Here is a 13,535-nt window from a genome sequence, read left to right on the forward strand (position 1 = left end):
GTTCGAAATGCTGGCACGCAACGCGGAGTCGCTGTACTGGATCGGCCGGTACGTCGAACGCGCCGACGACACCTCCCGGATCCTCAACGTCTCGGTCCACCAGCTGCTGGAGGACGCGAGTGTCGACCCGGACCACGCGAGCCGTCAGCTGCTCGCCGTCCTGGGCATCGAGTCGGAGGGCACCGAGTCCCTCGACGTGTGGAAGCTGACCGAGCTGGTGGCGTACGCGAAGGACAACCCGGCGTCGATCGTCGGCTCGATCAACTCGGCGCGCGAGAACACCCGCGGCGCCCGTGAGGTCGTCTCGACCGAGCTGTGGGAATGCCTGAACGCGACGTGGAACGCGGTGCCGGACCGCCAGCGGTACGCCCGGCGCGCCGGGCCGCACGCGTTCCTGTCGTTCGTGGAGGAGCGCGCGGCGATGTTCGCCGGCCTCGCCGACTCGACGATGAGCCGCGACGACGGCTGGCTGTTCATGGTGCTCGGCCGGTCGATCGAACGCGCGGACATGGTCGTGCGGCTGCTGCTGTCCCGGGTCGTCGCGGACCGCGCGTCGTCCCCGGGCTGGATCACCGTGCTCCGCTCGGCCGGCGCGCAGGACACCTACCTGCGCACCTACCGCGGCGCGCTCGACGCGGGCCGCGTCGTCCAGTTCCTGTTGCGGGACACACTGTTCCCGCGTTCGGTGTTCCACGCGTTGCGGCAGGCGGAGGAGTGCCTGCAGCGGCTCGACCCCGGCGGCGCGTCCCGCAACAACGAGAAGTCCGAGGCGCTGCGCGAACTCGGCCGGGCCCGCAGCGAGCTGGAGTTCCTGCGCCCGTCGGACCTGCTGACCGACCTGCCGCGGCGGCTCGGGACGCTGCAGACGTCGATCAAGGAGATCGGCGAAGCCGTGTCGATGCAGTACTTCAGCACGTCGCCGTGGGTGGCGTGGAGCGGTGCGGAGGTTTCGCTGTGACCTGGCAGCTTCGGGTGGCCCACCGGACGGGGTACCGGTATGCGACGCCGGCCACGCAGTCGTACAACGAGGCGCGGCTGACCCCGCGCTCGGACCGCCGTCAGACGACGGTGGCGACGCGCATCGAGACGACACCGGCGACCCGCGCGTACCGCTACACCGACTACTGGGGCACGGTCGTGACGTCGTTCGACCTCCACGCGCCGCACACGGAGTTCACCGTGCTGGCGACGTCGGTGGTCGAGACGGCGGACGAGGCCGAGCCGATCCGCACGGCGTCGTGGAAGGACCTCCGCAGCGACACGGTGGTCGACCACCGCACGGAGTACCTGACGCCGACCGACTACACCCCGCGCGACCTCGCGCTGGCCCGCGAGGCCCGCGCACTGCGGACCGGTCTCGACCCGGCGGACGCGACGCTGGCCGTGTGCGAGTGGGTCCACAAGCAGCTGAAGTACCAGCCGGGCACCACGGGCGTGCACTCGACGGCGACCGACGCGTGGAACGCGCGTGAAGGCGTGTGCCAGGACTTCGCGCACGTGACGCTGGTGATGCTGCGCGCGATCGGCGTCCCGGCGCGGTACGTCTCGGGCTACCTGCACACGAAACGCGACGCGAAGCTGGGCGAAGTGGTGGCCGGCGAGTCCCACGCCTGGGTCGACGTCTGGACGGGCGGCTGGTGGGCGTACGACCCGACGAACGCGATCCCGGTCGGCCCGCGGCACGTGTGGGTGGCGACCGGGCGGGACTACGCGGACGTGGCGCCGTTGAAGGGGATCTTCACCGGGGGTGGGCAGTCCACTTTGGACGTCTCAGTCCACCTCACCCGGCTGGCCTAGGCGGTTTCGGGCTCGGCTCGCGATCCTCGCCCGTCGAGCAAGGCGCGCAGGTGGTCGATGGTCGCGCGGACTTCGGTTTCCCACTGCCGCGCGTCCTCGTCCCCGCTCTTGGCGGCGTCGAGCTGGGCGAGCACCCAGGTCCGGATCAACGCGGTCGGCTGCACGTTCCGGGCCACGGCGAGCTGCCGCAGCTCCTCGATCCGGTCGACGGGAATGCGCACGCTGTAGACGGCGGTGGGATTCTTGGACGGCCGCTGATGCCGCACCCAGTTGACCTCGGCGTCAGCGTCCGGATCGGCCTCCGCGGCCTCAGCCACGCGAGCGACAAGTTCTTCGTCCGTGATCACGGAACCTCCCAAAGTCCTTGATAAACCTGCCGGACTCGCTTGTCCGCGGGCCAAGCCGTCGCAACCTGCCAAACGCCGTCCGGCGGATGCCGGTCCGGTAGCAGGACAACTGTCAGCAAGCGCCCCATCCCGGTTGAATGGCCGACCACCCGGATCGACTCGCCGGTTCTCGACGAGGGGTCGCGACCGACCAACCGGCGGGGATCCAGCGCAGCCTCCACCGCGTGCTCCGGTTCGATGTCCATGGCACCTCGATAACGCAGTGACCGGCGCAGATGCGTCGGGTCGAGTACTCGCACCTCCTCGAAGAGCAGGAGCTCCAGAGGGATTCCATCGTAAAACTCGCCTCTCACTCCAGTAACGTATTACACCGTAATACGCAAACCCGATCGGGGCAACACCAAAGCCGGCGCGCTCCAAGGTCGGAACGCGCCGACTCGAAGAGGTCAGCCGCGGGCGTGGGCGTCCAGGATGTGCGCGACGGCCTCCGTGACCTGCTGCGCGTACTCCAGGTGCAGCCACTCGTCCGGCACGTGGATGTTCGAATCCGACCCGCACGCGCCGGTGACCAGGAACTGCGCCCCCGGGTACTTGCGCGAGAGCAGGCCCATGAACGGGATCGAGCCGCCCATGCCGGTCGCGCGGTGCGGCTGGCCGAAGACGCCGTCGCTGACCGTCTGCAGGGCCGCCGTCAGCCACGGCGCCTCCGACGGCGCGTTCCAGCCGTCTTCCGACTGCGTGTTGTCGCCGAAGGTCACCTTCGCGCCGTACGGGACGTCCGTGGTCAGGGTCCGCTTCACGGCTTCGAGCGCCTTCGCGGCGTCGACCGTCGGCGGGAGTCGGAAGCTCAGTGTCAACGTCGTGCTCTCGCGGAGCACGTTGCCCGCGTCGGCCGGCTTCGGGAAGCCGTCGGCGCCGATGATCGACAGGGTCGGCCGCCACGCGTTGTTGAGCATCAGCTCGAGCGCGTCCTCGGTGATCACGCGACCACCTTCGACCAGCGGGAACGCCTTCGACAGCGCCTCCGGAAAGTCCTTCGAGACAGCCTCCAGCTCGGCCAGCCGGTCCGCCGGGACGTCGACCTTCAGCTCGTCGAGCAGCAGCTCGCCGGTCGCGCTGTCCTCGAGCCGCTCGATGAGGCTTCGCAGGATGCGGAACGAGCTCGCGACGACGCCCGAGGCGACGCCGGAGTGCTGCGCCGAGCCCAGCAGCTGCACGTTGACGTCCAGGTGCAGCATCCCGCGCAGGCTCGTGACCAGCCACAACCGCTCGTAGTCGCTGCCGCCGGCGTCGAGGCAGACGACCAGCGAGACCTCGCCGATCCGGTCGGCCAGGTGCTCGACGTAGGCGGGCAGGTCGGGGCTGCCGGACTCCTCGCCGGTCTCCAGCAGCACGACGATGCGCGCGTGCTCACCGCCGGCGGCGTGCACGGCCTCGATCGACGTCGTCGCCGCGTAGCCGGAGTAGCCGTCGTCGACGGAGCCGCGGCCGTACAGCCGGCCGTCGCGGATCACCGGCGTCCACGGGTCGAGGCCCTCGGACCAGCCGCCCACCGGGGGCTGCTTGTCCAGGTGGCCGTACATCAGGACGGTGCCCTCGGCCGCCGCGCCCGGGGTCGCCGGGACGTCGACGAGCAGCAAGGGGGTCCGGTCCGGCAGCTCGACGACGTCGAGGGTCGCGCCGGGCAGGTCGCGCGCGGCGATCCACGCGCGGACGTGCTCGACGGCGGCGGCCAGGTGCCCGGTCTTCGCCCAGTCGGCGTCGAACGCCGGGGACAACGCGGGGATGGCCACCAGCCCGGACAGGCTCGGGATGACGTCGTCGGTCCAGCCGGACACGACGGATTCACGCACGGTTTTCGGCTCCACAACGTCCATCGTGCCACGCGGGTTCGGGCGTGCGGCACATCACAAGGTCGTCTCCGGAGGGCGCAGGCGCGCACACGCACAGGTACGCACCCAAGCGTGCGAGCCTGGTGAACGCGCGGACCGGCGCCATACTCTCGTAGGTCCAATGCTCGGGCTTCCTAGCGTTTTGCCTGTTCAGAGCCCGTTTCTCAGCAACAAATCAGCAACCGCGTCTGACCAAGACGTGGACCTTCGTGCCAGGATGTCGGCGTGAACCGTCAACGCCGACGGTGACCGAGCGCTTCGGAGACCCGAAACGCTGGTCGCCGCCGGTGCAGTCGCTGTGGTCGCCACAAGCGGCCGCCAGAGGCACCGACACCGAGGAGCAACGCCCATGCCGTCCGAACAGTGGACGCACCCGGAGCCAGGAGATGGGCCGGCCGCCGTCGCGGCCCAGCCGTCCCCCGAGCAGGTGATCGCCGGATTGCGAGCGACCAGCGAAGGTGGCGCTGAGCTGACTCAGCTGCTCACCCCCGAAGGCGAACGGGTCCCGTCGCCGCAGTTCGACAAGTACGTCGACGACGTCGACGACGAAGCCCTGCGCAACCTGTACCGCGACATGGTGCTCGTCCGCCGCGCGGACCGTGAAGCCAACGCGATGCAGCGCCAGGGCCAGCTCGGTATCTGGGTCCCGCTGCTCGGCCAGGAGGCCGCGCAGATCGGGTCGGGCCGCGCGCTGAAGAAGAACGACATGGCGTTCCCCAGCTACCGCGAGCACGGCGTCGCGTACGCGCGCGGGGTCGACATGAAGGACCTGCTGGGCATCTTCCGCTGCACCGACCACAGCGGCTGGGACTACAAGGAGCACGGCTTCCACCCGTACTGCATCGTCATCGGCAACCAGGTGCTCAACGCCGCCGGCTACGCGATGGGGCAGCGGTTCGAGGGCAGAGTAGGAAACACCGACGGTGACGGCTCTCCTTCTGACACTGACGAAGCCACGATCTGCTACTTCGGTGACGGCGCGACCTCGCAGGGCGACGTCCACGAGGGCTTCGTCTGGGCCGCGGTCTACGACGCGCCGCTGGTGTTCTTCTGCCAGAACAACCAGTGGGCGATCTCCGAGCCGACCGAGCGCCAGTCGCGCCTGCCGCTCTACCAGCGCGCCCGCGGTTACGGCTTCCCCGGCATCCGCGTCGACGGCAACGACGTCCTGGCCTGCCTCGCGGTGTCCCGCTGGGCGCTCGACGAGTGCCGCCACGGCAACGGTCCCGTCCTGATCGAGGCGTTCACCTACCGGATGGACGCGCACACGACGACCGACGACCCGTCGCGCTACCGGCTGTCCGACGAGCTCGAAGAGTGGAAGCTCAAGGACCCGATCGAGCGCGTCCGGGCGTTCCTGGCCCGCAAGGGCGGCGCCGACCACGACTTCTTCGAACAGGTCCAGGCCGAGGCCGACGCCTTCGCCGCCGACCTGCGCGAGTACACGTTCAACATGCCGGAGCCGCCGCCGGAGCGGATCTTCAGCAACGTCTACGCCGAGGGCAACCCGGTGCTGGACGCGCAGCGCGAAGAGTTCCTGTCCTACCTCGACGGCTTCGCAGCGGCGGGTGAGCACTGATGACCGACCTCCAGAAACTCACCATCGGCAAGGCGCTCAACCTCGGCCTGCGCCGGGCGATGGAAGAGAACCCCAAGGTCCTGATCATGGGCGAGGACGTCGGCAAGCTCGGCGGCGTCTTCCGGATCACCGACGGCCTGCAGAAGGACTTCGGCGAGCAGCGCGTGCTGGACACGCCGCTGTCCGAGTCCGGCATCATCGGCACCGCGGTCGGCCTGGCCGTGCGCGGCTTCCGGCCGGTGTGCGAGATCCAGTTCGAGGGTTTCATCTTCCCCGGGTTCGACCAGATCTCGTCCCAGCTGGCGAAGCTGCACTACCGCACGCAGGGCAAGATCAAGATGCCCGTCGTGATCCGGGTGCCCTTCGGCGGCGGGATCGGCGCGGTCGAGCACCACTCGGAGTCCCCGGAGTCGCTGTTCGCGCACATCCCGGGCCTGAAGGTCGTCTCGATCTCGAACGCCGTCGACGCCTACTGGGGCATCCAGGAAGCGATCAAGTCGGACGACCCGATCCTGTTCTTCGAGCCCAAGCGGCTCTACCACTCGGGTGCGCTGCGCGCGGAGATCGACGTCGCCGGCACGCCGTCGCCGGTGTTCTCCTCGCAGGTCGTGCGCGAGGGCACGACGGCGACGGTCGTCGCGTACGGCCCGACCGTGAAGGTCGCCCTCGACGCGGCCGCCGCGGCCGAAGACGAGGGCAAGTCCCTCGAGGTCATCGACCTGCGCACGCTCTCGCCGCTGGACCTCGGCCCGGTGTTCGAGTCGGTGCGCAAGACCGGCCGGCTGATCGCGCTGTCCGAGGCGCCGTCCGAGTCGTCGCTGACGTCGGAGATCGCCGCGCGCGTCCAGCAGGAGTGCTTCTACTCGCTGGAGGCGCCCGTCCTCCGGGTGACCGGGTTCGACACGCCGTACCCGCCGGCCAAGCTCGAGGAGCACTACCTCCCCGACCTGGACCGGGTGCTGCACACCATCGACCGCTCGCTCGCCTGGTAAGGGGGACTTCCGCGTCATGCCAACGTTCAAGCAGTTCCCCCTGGCCGACACGGCCGAGGGGCTGACCGAAGCCGACATCCTGAGCTGGCACGTGAAGCCGGGCGACACGGTGACGGTCAACCAGATCGTCGTCGAGATCGAGACCGCGAAGGCCGCCGTCGAGTTGCCGATCCCGTGGGCCGGTGTCGTCACCGAGCTGCACGTCGAGCCGGGCCAGACGGTGGAGGTCGGCACGCCGATCCTCACCATCGACGTCGACCCGGGCGGAGCGGCGGCTCCGGCTCCTGCCGCGGCTGCTCCTGCTGCGGCTCCGGTCGAGGAAGAGGAGATGAAGCCGCTGGTCGGCTACGGCTCCAAGGCCGTCGTCACGCAGCGGCGGGCCCGGAAGGGTTCGGCGCCCGCTCCCGCTGTTGCTGTCGCCGCTCCCGCTCCCGCGCCTGTTGCTCCCGCAGCCCCCGCGCCTGCTCCGCGCGGGGGTTACGTCCCGCTGGCCAAGCCGCCGGTGCGGAAGCTGGCCAAGGAGCTGGGCGTCGACCTGCACGCGCTGACCGGCACCGCCGACGGCGGCGTCATCACGCGCGACGACGTCCACAAGGCGGCCAACGGCTCGGCACCGGCCGCAGCGCCGTCCACTGTGGACACCAGTTACGACCCGGCCACCCGCGAGCGGCGCGTGCCGATCAAGGGCGTCCGCAAGATGACCGCGGCCGCGATGGTGCAGAGCGCGTACACCGCTCCGCACGTCACGGAGTTCCTGACCATCGACGTCACGCCGATGATGGAGTTCCGCGAGAAGCTGAAGAAGTCGCGGGAGTTCGCCGGCGTGAAGGTCACGCCGCTGACGTTCGCGGCGAAGGCTGTCTGCCTGGCGGCGAAGCGCACCCCGGACATCAACGCGGTCTGGGACGAGGCGGCGCAGGAGATCGTCTACAAGGACTACGTCCACCTCGGGATCGCGGCGGCGACGCCCCGCGGCCTGATCGTGCCGAAGGTCCGCGACGCCGACTCGCTGTCGCTGAAGGAGCTCGCGGCCGCGTTGACGGAGCTCACGGACGTGGCGCGCGAAGGCAAGACGTCCCCCGCGGCGATGGCGAACGGCACGATCACGATCACCAACGTCGGCGTGTTCGGCGTCGACACCGGCACGCCGATCATCAACCCGGGCGAGTCCGCGATCCTGTGCCTCGGCGCGATCAAGGACCAGCCGTGGGTCGTGGACGGCGAGATCAAGGTCCGCAAGGTGCTGCAGCTGTCGCTGAGCTTCGACCACCGAGTGGTCGACGGCCAGCAGGGCTCGGAGTTCCTGGCCGACGTCGGCGCGCTGCTGGCCGACCCGGCCATGGCGATGACCTACTGACGCACTGACCGCTGAGGCCGCTCCGGAGTTCCGGGGCGGCCTTCAGCGTTCGCGGATCACGAACTTCCCGGCGTCCAGGTCGACGCGGGTGCGCGGCGGGGCGCCGTCGGCTTCGTCATCGACCAGCATCAGCTGGACCTGACGCTGCTCGAGGTCGTGGTGCTTGGTGCCGCCGAGCAGCGCTTCGACCTCCTCGGTCGCGGCGACGCTCGCCACGCGCTGGCCGTCGCCGCGGTGGTGCCACGGCAGGAATCGACGGCCCCAGACCTCGAACACGGCGAGCAGGAACAGCAGCACGAGCAGCATCGGGAACGCCATCGCCCAGACCACACCCATGAGAGCCAACTTATACTCGCTTGACGGAGTGAGTGCTCACTCCGCACACTGGTCGCATGACACCAGCACCCGAAACCCGGCGTAGAGCGCCGGGCATGAGCGTCGAAGCCCGGCGCAGCATGATCGTGCACGCGGTGCTGCCCCTGCTCATCGAGCACGGGGCCACCGTCACGACCAGCCAGATCGCCCGCGCCGCCGGCATCGGCGAGGGCACCATCTTCCGCGCGTTCAAGGACAAGGACGAGCTGTTCGACGCCTGCACCGCCGAGGCCCTGCGCCCCGACCACGTGCTCGACGCGATCGCCGAGATCCCCGTCGACCAGCCCCTGGAGGACCGGCTCGTCGAAGCCGCCGAAGCGCTCGGCGCGCACCTCGAGCGAATGGGCGCGCTGATGGGCGCCCTGCACGCCTCCGGCCGCGTCAAGCACCGCGACCCCGAACAGCGCCTGCGCGGCAGCTGGAAGGGCGGCCGCCGGGAGTCGATGGCCGCCATGCGCGGCGCCATGACCGAACTGTTCGAGCCCGAGAAGGACCGCCTGCGCCTGTCGCCCGAGCACCTGGCCGCACTGTTCCTGACCATGTTGTTCAGCGGCCGCCGGATGGCCCCGGACGACGACGCGCCCACCACGCGCCAGGTGGTCGACGTCTTCCTGCACGGCGCCGTGGAGGCCAGATGATCCCGGGTGGTGGGGGCGGGATGGAGTTCGCGATCGCGCGGCGCGGCCGGCGGCGAGCCATCTCGACGGTCCCGGACAGCGGGCTGACCGGCCCGGTCGACATCCCGGAGCCGAAGCAGGACGACCAGCCGAAGGACTGGCGCTCCCGGCTGAAACGCGCGAAGACGTCGGTCTCGGGCACCGTCCGCGGCCTGCCCCAAGGTCATCAAGCTGACCTGGCAGGCGAGCCCGGTCCTGACCATCATGCTGGCGCTGATCACGCTGCTGTCGGGCCTGCTGCCGACAGCGACCGCGTACATCGCGAAGCTGCTGCTCGACTCGGTCGTCGCGGCGATCCAGCACCGCGGGACGACGATGGACATCGTCAACGTCGCGTTGTTCCAGTTCGGCGTGCTCGCCGCGACCGCGATCAGCAGCGCGATGACGTCGATCGCGCAGACGCTGCTGCAGGAGCGGATGACGCTGACCATCCGCCACCAGGTGATGGCGCACTCCAGCGAACTGCACCTGGCGTACTTCGAGGGCTCGGCGTCCTACGACATGCTGCGCCAGGCCGCGCAGGAAGCGCCGACCCGGCCGCTGTCGATGATGAACTCCGCGCTGGGTCTCGTGCGGACGCTGATCACGTTCGGCAGCATGATCGCATTGCTGGTGGCCGTCAGCCCGCTGCTGGCGCTGGTCGCACTGCTCGCGCCGATCCCGGCGTTCATCTCGCAGTCGAAGTACGGCTCGCGCGCGTTCTGGCTCACCTTCCTGATGTCGCCGATCAAGCGGCGGATGGATTACCTGTCCTCGCTGGTCACCACGGACACGTACGCCAAGGAGACAAAACTGTTCGGGCTCGGCCCGTACTTCGTCGACCGGTTCCGCCGGCTCGGCGTCGTCTCCTACGAGCGGCAGCGGAAGCTGACGATCAACCGCAACATCAGCTCGACGTCCTGGGGGCTGCTGAGCACGCTCGTGGGCTCGGCGATCGCGCTGTACATCGCGCTGGAGGCGGTCGGCGGCCGGCTCACGCTGGGCGACCTGGCGCTGTACACGGCCGCGGCGGCGTCCGTGCAGACGTCGGTGTCCGGGCTGTTCACGGCGTTTTCGGGGATGTACGAGAACAACCTCTACCTCGACACGCTCTACCGCTTCCTGGGCACGAAACCGGAGATCACCGCACCGGCTTCACCTCGCCCCATGCCGTCCACTGTGGAGGGTCACATCGAGTTCGACTCGGTGACGTTCGCCTACCCCGGCGCGGAAGAACCGGCCCTCGACGGCGTCAGCTTCGAGATCCGGCCGGGTGAGACGGTGGCCGTCGTGGGCCGCAACGGCGCGGGCAAGTCGACGCTGTTCAAGCTGCTCTGCCGGCTCTACGACCCGACCGGCGGCCGGATCCGCCTTGACGGCGTCGACATCCGCGAGTACGACCCGGACGAGCTGCGGACGCGGATCAGCGCGATGTTCCAGGACTACGTGACGTACCAGGGCACCGCGGCGGAGAACATCGGCCTCGGCGACCTGACCCGGCTCGAAGACCGCCCGCACATCGAGAACTCGGCCCGCCGAGCCGGCGCGGACGAGCGCATCGAGCGCCTGCCCCAGGGGTACGAAACCCCGCTCGGCCGCTGGTTCGACCAGGGCGTCAGCCTGTCCGGTGGCGAGTGGCAGAAGGTGGCGCTGGCCAGGGCGTTCCAGCGGGAGGCCCCGATCCTGATCCTCGACGAGCCGACGTCGGCCCTGGACGCGCAGGCGGAGCACGACCTGTTCTCGCGCCTGCGCGAACTGTCCGAGGGCCGCACGACGCTGTACATCTCGCACCGCTTCTCGACCGTGCGCCAAGCGGAGCGGATCCTGTTGCTGGAGCACGGAAAGGTCGCCGAGTACGGCACGCACGAGCAGCTGATGGCGGCGAAGGCGGGCTACGCGGAGCTGTTCACGCTCCAGGCGCAGGCGTACCTGGACGAGATCCCGAGCTAGGGCACCAGAAGAACCTTGCCGAGACCCTCGCGGCTCTCGACCCGGGCGTCAGCGTGCCGTCCGCGACGAGGCTCATTACTTCGTCGCGGGCGGCGACGACGTCCTTCCCATAGGCGTCCGGCCCGCCGAAACCGATCAGCGTGAGTCCGCGCGGGATGAGATCGGCGACGGTGATCGCCGGGAACTCGCCGCTGAGCAAGCCGTACGCGAGAATCCGCCCGCGCGGTGCGAGCTTCGCCAGGATCTCGGCGGCCCGTGGCCCGCCGATCGCCCCGGACGCGGCTTCGACCAGCTGTTCGTCATCGGCTTCGACCACGACACCGACGGCCTCGTGCCCGAACACCGCGGGCTCCCCACCAGGCAGCATCCCGGACCGCAGCTGGGTTTCGTAGAACGGCACCGAGATCGCCTCGACGCGGATCAGCACCTCACCTTCGCCGCGGCCCGGTTCCGGTCGTTCCTCGAACTTCAGCACTTCGGGACCGCCCGTGCCGTGCTGCGCGGACGCGGCACGCAACCGCAGGGCGATCCTGCGCGCGACCGAGGAGCTCCTGGCCACACACGGCTTGGAGCAGTCTCGATGGACCGCGTCGCGCAGGCGGCCGGCGTCGGCAAGGGGACAGTGTTCCACCGCTTCGGCAACCGCGAAGGCCTGATGCGCGCGGTGGTCGAGGAGCGGGTGCGGGCGCTCCACCTGCTGCGCACGGGCGAATCACATCGGCTGGCGGCCGGACTCCGTTCGATGATCGAGACGCTCCTGCGCTGATCGCCGGATGTACGGCTCGGGGATTTCGGTGCCGCGGAGCTCGACGTCGCGGAGGTTCAGCCAGGGCATCGACCAGTCGAACTCGGGGAGCTCGACGGTCACCGAGTCCAGCAGGCAGTCGATGAACCAGACCATGCGTTCCCGATCCTGGGAGAGCTCGAGCCGCAGGCGGCAACGCAGGAACCGCACCTCGTCGAAAACGAGCCGCGAGAAGTTCTTCTTGTCCCAGTCGCCGAAGACGTCGAACTTCACCTCAGCGTCGGCGAACTCGATTCGTTCGAACCGGACCTCACCACGCTGGATGGTCAGGTAGGAGAAATCGATCCGCGTGCACCGGATCTCGCACCGGTAGAAGGCGATCCGGCCGTCGACGTCCCAAGACGAGCAATCCAGATCGCCGCCGGCGAACTCGGTCCCGACGAATTCGGTGCCGCCCTTGAAGTTGGCGCGTGCGAAGATCGTCCGGCTCGCGGCGAAGTGCGTTCCATGACAGCTGAGCTCGCCTGCGAACGAAGTGCCCTCGAACGAAGTCAGCTCGCCGATGAACTCGACCCCGTCGAAGATCACCCGGCCGGGGAAGCGCAGCCCGGAGAAGTCCGCGTTCTCGAACACAACACCGGTGAAGTCGAAGTCGACCGGCCGCCGCCACCGGCCGCCGGCCCCGAGGCGATCGCGGATCATCCGCAGGATCGCCTGTCGCACCTCGTCCTCGCCAGGAGACACCGCATCGGGCGCGAGGCGCAGGTACCCGCAGAGGACGTCGACGCAGACCTGACGCTTGTCCTCCCAGTCGTCGGCGAGGCCCGCGAGCGCGTAAACGCCGGTCAGGCGCACCGCGGGGTTGTCGTGAGCAAGCTGCTCGGCGGCGGTGCCGAGACGTTCGTTGAAACCCTGGACGGTCTCGCGCTCGGCCTTCTCGACGGCGAGAGCGTGCTCGTTCTCGGTGATCCGCTGCTTCCGGTAGTTGACGGCGAGCAGCACGACCCCACCGAACCCGGCGACCACGGACAGGGCGATCTTCAGCAGGTCGAGCACCTGGGTGACATCGAAGACAGCCGCGCTCGGCAGGTGCGGCCAGCCGAGGAACCACAGCAGCCCACCAGCGGTCGCGCCCGCGACAACGATCCCGATGACCAGCCACGCCAAGACGGACATCGCGATGCCGCCACGCACCCTGACCTGCGGCAACGTGACCCGAGGCCGCCGTCTCCCGACCAGGAGCACCCCCGCCGCGAGCACCGCGATCGCGATCAGGAGCCACCGGAGCCAGTCGGACACGAAGGGTGAGACTAGCCGGTGGCCTGCAGGCCCGGGAGCAAATCGGACAGCTCGTTCGTTGTCCCGGTATGGCTGTCGCGTTCCTGCTCTACGTCTTCGCCGAGATCGCCGCGATCTGGGCGGTCGGCTCAGCGGTCGGCGTGCTCGGCACGCTGGGCCTCCTCCTGGCCGGCGCGTTCATCGGCTCCTGGCTGGCCCGCCGCGAAGGCGCCAAGGCGATGCGCGCGTTCATGGAGACGTCCCGAGCTGGGCGTTCCGCGGAGAAGGAACTCACCGACGGCATGCTCGTCGGCCTTGGCGGGGTGTTGATCCTGATCCCGGGCTTCGTCAGCGACGTGCTCGGCCTGCTGCTGATGCTGCCGCCGTCGCGTGCGGTGGCCCGTCGGCTGTGGCTGAAGCGGATGGAGAAGCGAGCGGTGAAGTTCGCCAACCAACACCGCGGTCCGGTGATGGTGGTGGACAGCGAAGTGGTGCCGCCATCGTCATCACCGTCGTCGACGGAGAAGCCACACCCGGTGATCGAAGGCCGCGTCATCGAGGGTTGAG

Annotated in this window: 14 protein-coding genes and 1 pseudogene; 9 read left to right on the forward strand and 6 right to left on the reverse strand. The window is 69.4% G+C overall.

Annotation, left to right across the window (positions count from 1 at the left end; genetic code table 11):
- Window positions 1-7 precede the first annotated feature (7 nt).
- A complete protein-coding gene (locus OHS18_RS30030; protein ID WP_328446970.1) occupies window positions 8-958 on the forward strand; it encodes an alpha-E domain-containing protein in 951 nt (316 codons plus the stop codon).
- A complete protein-coding gene (locus OHS18_RS30035) occupies window positions 955-1,797 on the forward strand; it encodes a transglutaminase family protein (protein ID WP_328446968.1) in 843 nt (280 codons plus the stop codon). Before OHS18_RS30030 ends, OHS18_RS30035 begins: the two co-directional genes overlap by 4 nt.
- Here OHS18_RS30035 and OHS18_RS30040 read toward each other — a convergent pair.
- From OHS18_RS30040 to OHS18_RS30050, 3 genes are all read right to left on the reverse strand, one after another.
- The gene (locus OHS18_RS30040) at window positions 1,794-2,114 is read right to left on the reverse strand and encodes a hypothetical protein (RefSeq protein ID WP_328446966.1); all 321 of its coding nucleotides are present in this window, start codon (window positions 2,112-2,114) and stop codon (window positions 1,794-1,796) included. The two genes, OHS18_RS30035 and OHS18_RS30040, sit on opposite strands and share 4 nt — an antisense overlap.
- A gap of 26 nt (window positions 2,115-2,140) precedes the next feature.
- Window positions 2,141-2,389, reverse strand: coding sequence for a hypothetical protein (locus OHS18_RS30045; RefSeq protein ID WP_328446964.1), 249 nt, complete (start codon window positions 2,387-2,389; stop codon window positions 2,141-2,143).
- Between the two features lie 201 nt (window positions 2,390-2,590).
- Window positions 2,591-4,012 carry a M20/M25/M40 family metallo-hydrolase gene (locus OHS18_RS30050; RefSeq protein ID WP_328613158.1) on the reverse strand — a complete coding sequence of 474 codons (1,422 nt, stop codon included), beginning with the start codon at window positions 4,010-4,012 and terminating at the stop codon, window positions 2,591-2,593.
- Window positions 4,013-4,385: 373 nt separating this feature from the next.
- On the opposite strand from OHS18_RS30050, the gene pdhA reads away from it, so the two are divergent.
- The 3 genes from pdhA to OHS18_RS30065 are packed head-to-tail and all read left to right on the forward strand — an operon-like array spanning window position 4,386 to window position 7,964.
- The gene (gene pdhA, locus OHS18_RS30055) at window positions 4,386-5,615 is read left to right on the forward strand and encodes a pyruvate dehydrogenase (acetyl-transferring) E1 component subunit alpha (RefSeq protein WP_328446961.1); all 1,230 of its coding nucleotides are present in this window, start codon (window positions 4,386-4,388) and stop codon (window positions 5,613-5,615) included.
- Window positions 5,615-6,607: an alpha-ketoacid dehydrogenase subunit beta gene (locus tag OHS18_RS30060; protein WP_328446959.1), complete on the forward strand. Its 993-nt coding sequence runs from the start codon at window positions 5,615-5,617 to the stop codon at window positions 6,605-6,607. Before pdhA ends, OHS18_RS30060 begins: the two co-directional genes overlap by 1 nt.
- A gap of 16 nt (window positions 6,608-6,623) precedes the next feature.
- The gene (locus tag OHS18_RS30065) at window positions 6,624-7,964 is read left to right on the forward strand and encodes a dihydrolipoamide acetyltransferase family protein (RefSeq protein ID WP_328613159.1); all 1,341 of its coding nucleotides are present in this window, start codon (window positions 6,624-6,626) and stop codon (window positions 7,962-7,964) included.
- Between the two features lie 42 nt (window positions 7,965-8,006).
- Here OHS18_RS30065 and OHS18_RS30070 read toward each other — a convergent pair whose 3' ends face one another.
- Window positions 8,007-8,300, reverse strand: coding sequence for a DUF6191 domain-containing protein (locus tag OHS18_RS30070; RefSeq protein WP_328613160.1), 294 nt, complete (start codon window positions 8,298-8,300; stop codon window positions 8,007-8,009).
- A gap of 95 nt (window positions 8,301-8,395) precedes the next feature.
- On the opposite strand from OHS18_RS30070, the gene OHS18_RS30075 reads away from it, so the two are divergent.
- On the forward strand, window positions 8,396-8,977 hold the full coding sequence (locus tag OHS18_RS30075; RefSeq protein WP_328446954.1) for a TetR/AcrR family transcriptional regulator: 582 nt from the start codon (window positions 8,396-8,398) through the stop codon (window positions 8,975-8,977).
- Between the two features lie 20 nt (window positions 8,978-8,997).
- Window positions 8,998-10,945, forward strand: a pseudogene (locus OHS18_RS30080) (ABC transporter ATP-binding protein).
- On the opposite strand, the gene OHS18_RS30085 reads toward OHS18_RS30080, so the two are convergent.
- Window positions 10,902-11,504, reverse strand: a complete 603-nt coding sequence (locus tag OHS18_RS30085) for an alcohol dehydrogenase catalytic domain-containing protein (protein ID WP_328613161.1) — start codon at window positions 11,502-11,504, stop codon at window positions 10,902-10,904. The pseudogene OHS18_RS30080 and the gene OHS18_RS30085 sit on opposite strands and share 44 nt — an antisense overlap.
- A 21-nt stretch (window positions 11,505-11,525) precedes the next feature.
- Between OHS18_RS30085 and OHS18_RS30090 the strand changes: the two genes are divergently transcribed.
- Window positions 11,526-11,711 carry a TetR/AcrR family transcriptional regulator gene (locus OHS18_RS30090; protein WP_328613162.1) on the forward strand — a complete coding sequence of 62 codons (186 nt, stop codon included), beginning with the start codon at window positions 11,526-11,528 and terminating at the stop codon, window positions 11,709-11,711.
- Here OHS18_RS30090 and OHS18_RS30095 read toward each other — a convergent pair.
- Window positions 11,658-12,989, reverse strand: a complete 1,332-nt coding sequence (locus OHS18_RS30095) for a DUF5336 domain-containing protein (RefSeq protein WP_328613163.1) — start codon at window positions 12,987-12,989, stop codon at window positions 11,658-11,660. The two genes, OHS18_RS30090 and OHS18_RS30095, sit on opposite strands and share 54 nt — an antisense overlap.
- A 68-nt stretch (window positions 12,990-13,057) precedes the next feature.
- Between OHS18_RS30095 and OHS18_RS30100 the strand changes: the two genes are divergently transcribed.
- Complete coding sequence (locus tag OHS18_RS30100; RefSeq protein ID WP_328613164.1) at window positions 13,058-13,534, forward strand: FxsA family protein; 477 nt, start codon at window positions 13,058-13,060, stop codon at window positions 13,532-13,534.
- The last annotated feature ends 1 nt before the right edge of the window (window position 13,535 follow it).

Origin of the sequence: Amycolatopsis sp. NBC_00355, from assembly GCF_036104975.1 — a bacterium.
In the GTDB taxonomy this organism is placed as follows: Bacteria; Actinomycetota; Actinomycetes; order Mycobacteriales; family Pseudonocardiaceae; genus Amycolatopsis.

What these genes read in the sequence shown, in the direction of transcription:
- OHS18_RS30030 (WP_328446970.1), top strand. Translation starts at nt 8, where the DNA reads ATGCTGGCACGCAACGCGGAGTCGCTGTACTGGATCGGCCGGTACGTC.
- OHS18_RS30045 (WP_328446964.1), bottom strand. Translation starts at nt 2,389, where the DNA reads ATGGACATCGAACCGGAGCACGCGGTGGAGGCTGCGCTGGATCCCCGC.
- pdhA (WP_328446961.1), top strand. Translation starts at nt 4,386, where the DNA reads ATGCCGTCCGAACAGTGGACGCACCCGGAGCCAGGAGATGGGCCGGCC.
- OHS18_RS30060 (WP_328446959.1), top strand. Translation starts at nt 5,615, where the DNA reads ATGACCGACCTCCAGAAACTCACCATCGGCAAGGCGCTCAACCTCGGC.
- OHS18_RS30065 (WP_328613159.1), top strand. Translation starts at nt 6,624, where the DNA reads ATGCCAACGTTCAAGCAGTTCCCCCTGGCCGACACGGCCGAGGGGCTG.
- OHS18_RS30070 (WP_328613160.1), bottom strand. Translation starts at nt 8,300, where the DNA reads ATGGGTGTGGTCTGGGCGATGGCGTTCCCGATGCTGCTCGTGCTGCTG.
- OHS18_RS30075 (WP_328446954.1), top strand. Translation starts at nt 8,396, where the DNA reads ATGAGCGTCGAAGCCCGGCGCAGCATGATCGTGCACGCGGTGCTGCCC.
- OHS18_RS30090 (WP_328613162.1), top strand. Translation starts at nt 11,526, where the DNA reads ATGGACCGCGTCGCGCAGGCGGCCGGCGTCGGCAAGGGGACAGTGTTC.
- OHS18_RS30100 (WP_328613164.1), top strand. Translation starts at nt 13,058, where the DNA reads ATGGCTGTCGCGTTCCTGCTCTACGTCTTCGCCGAGATCGCCGCGATC.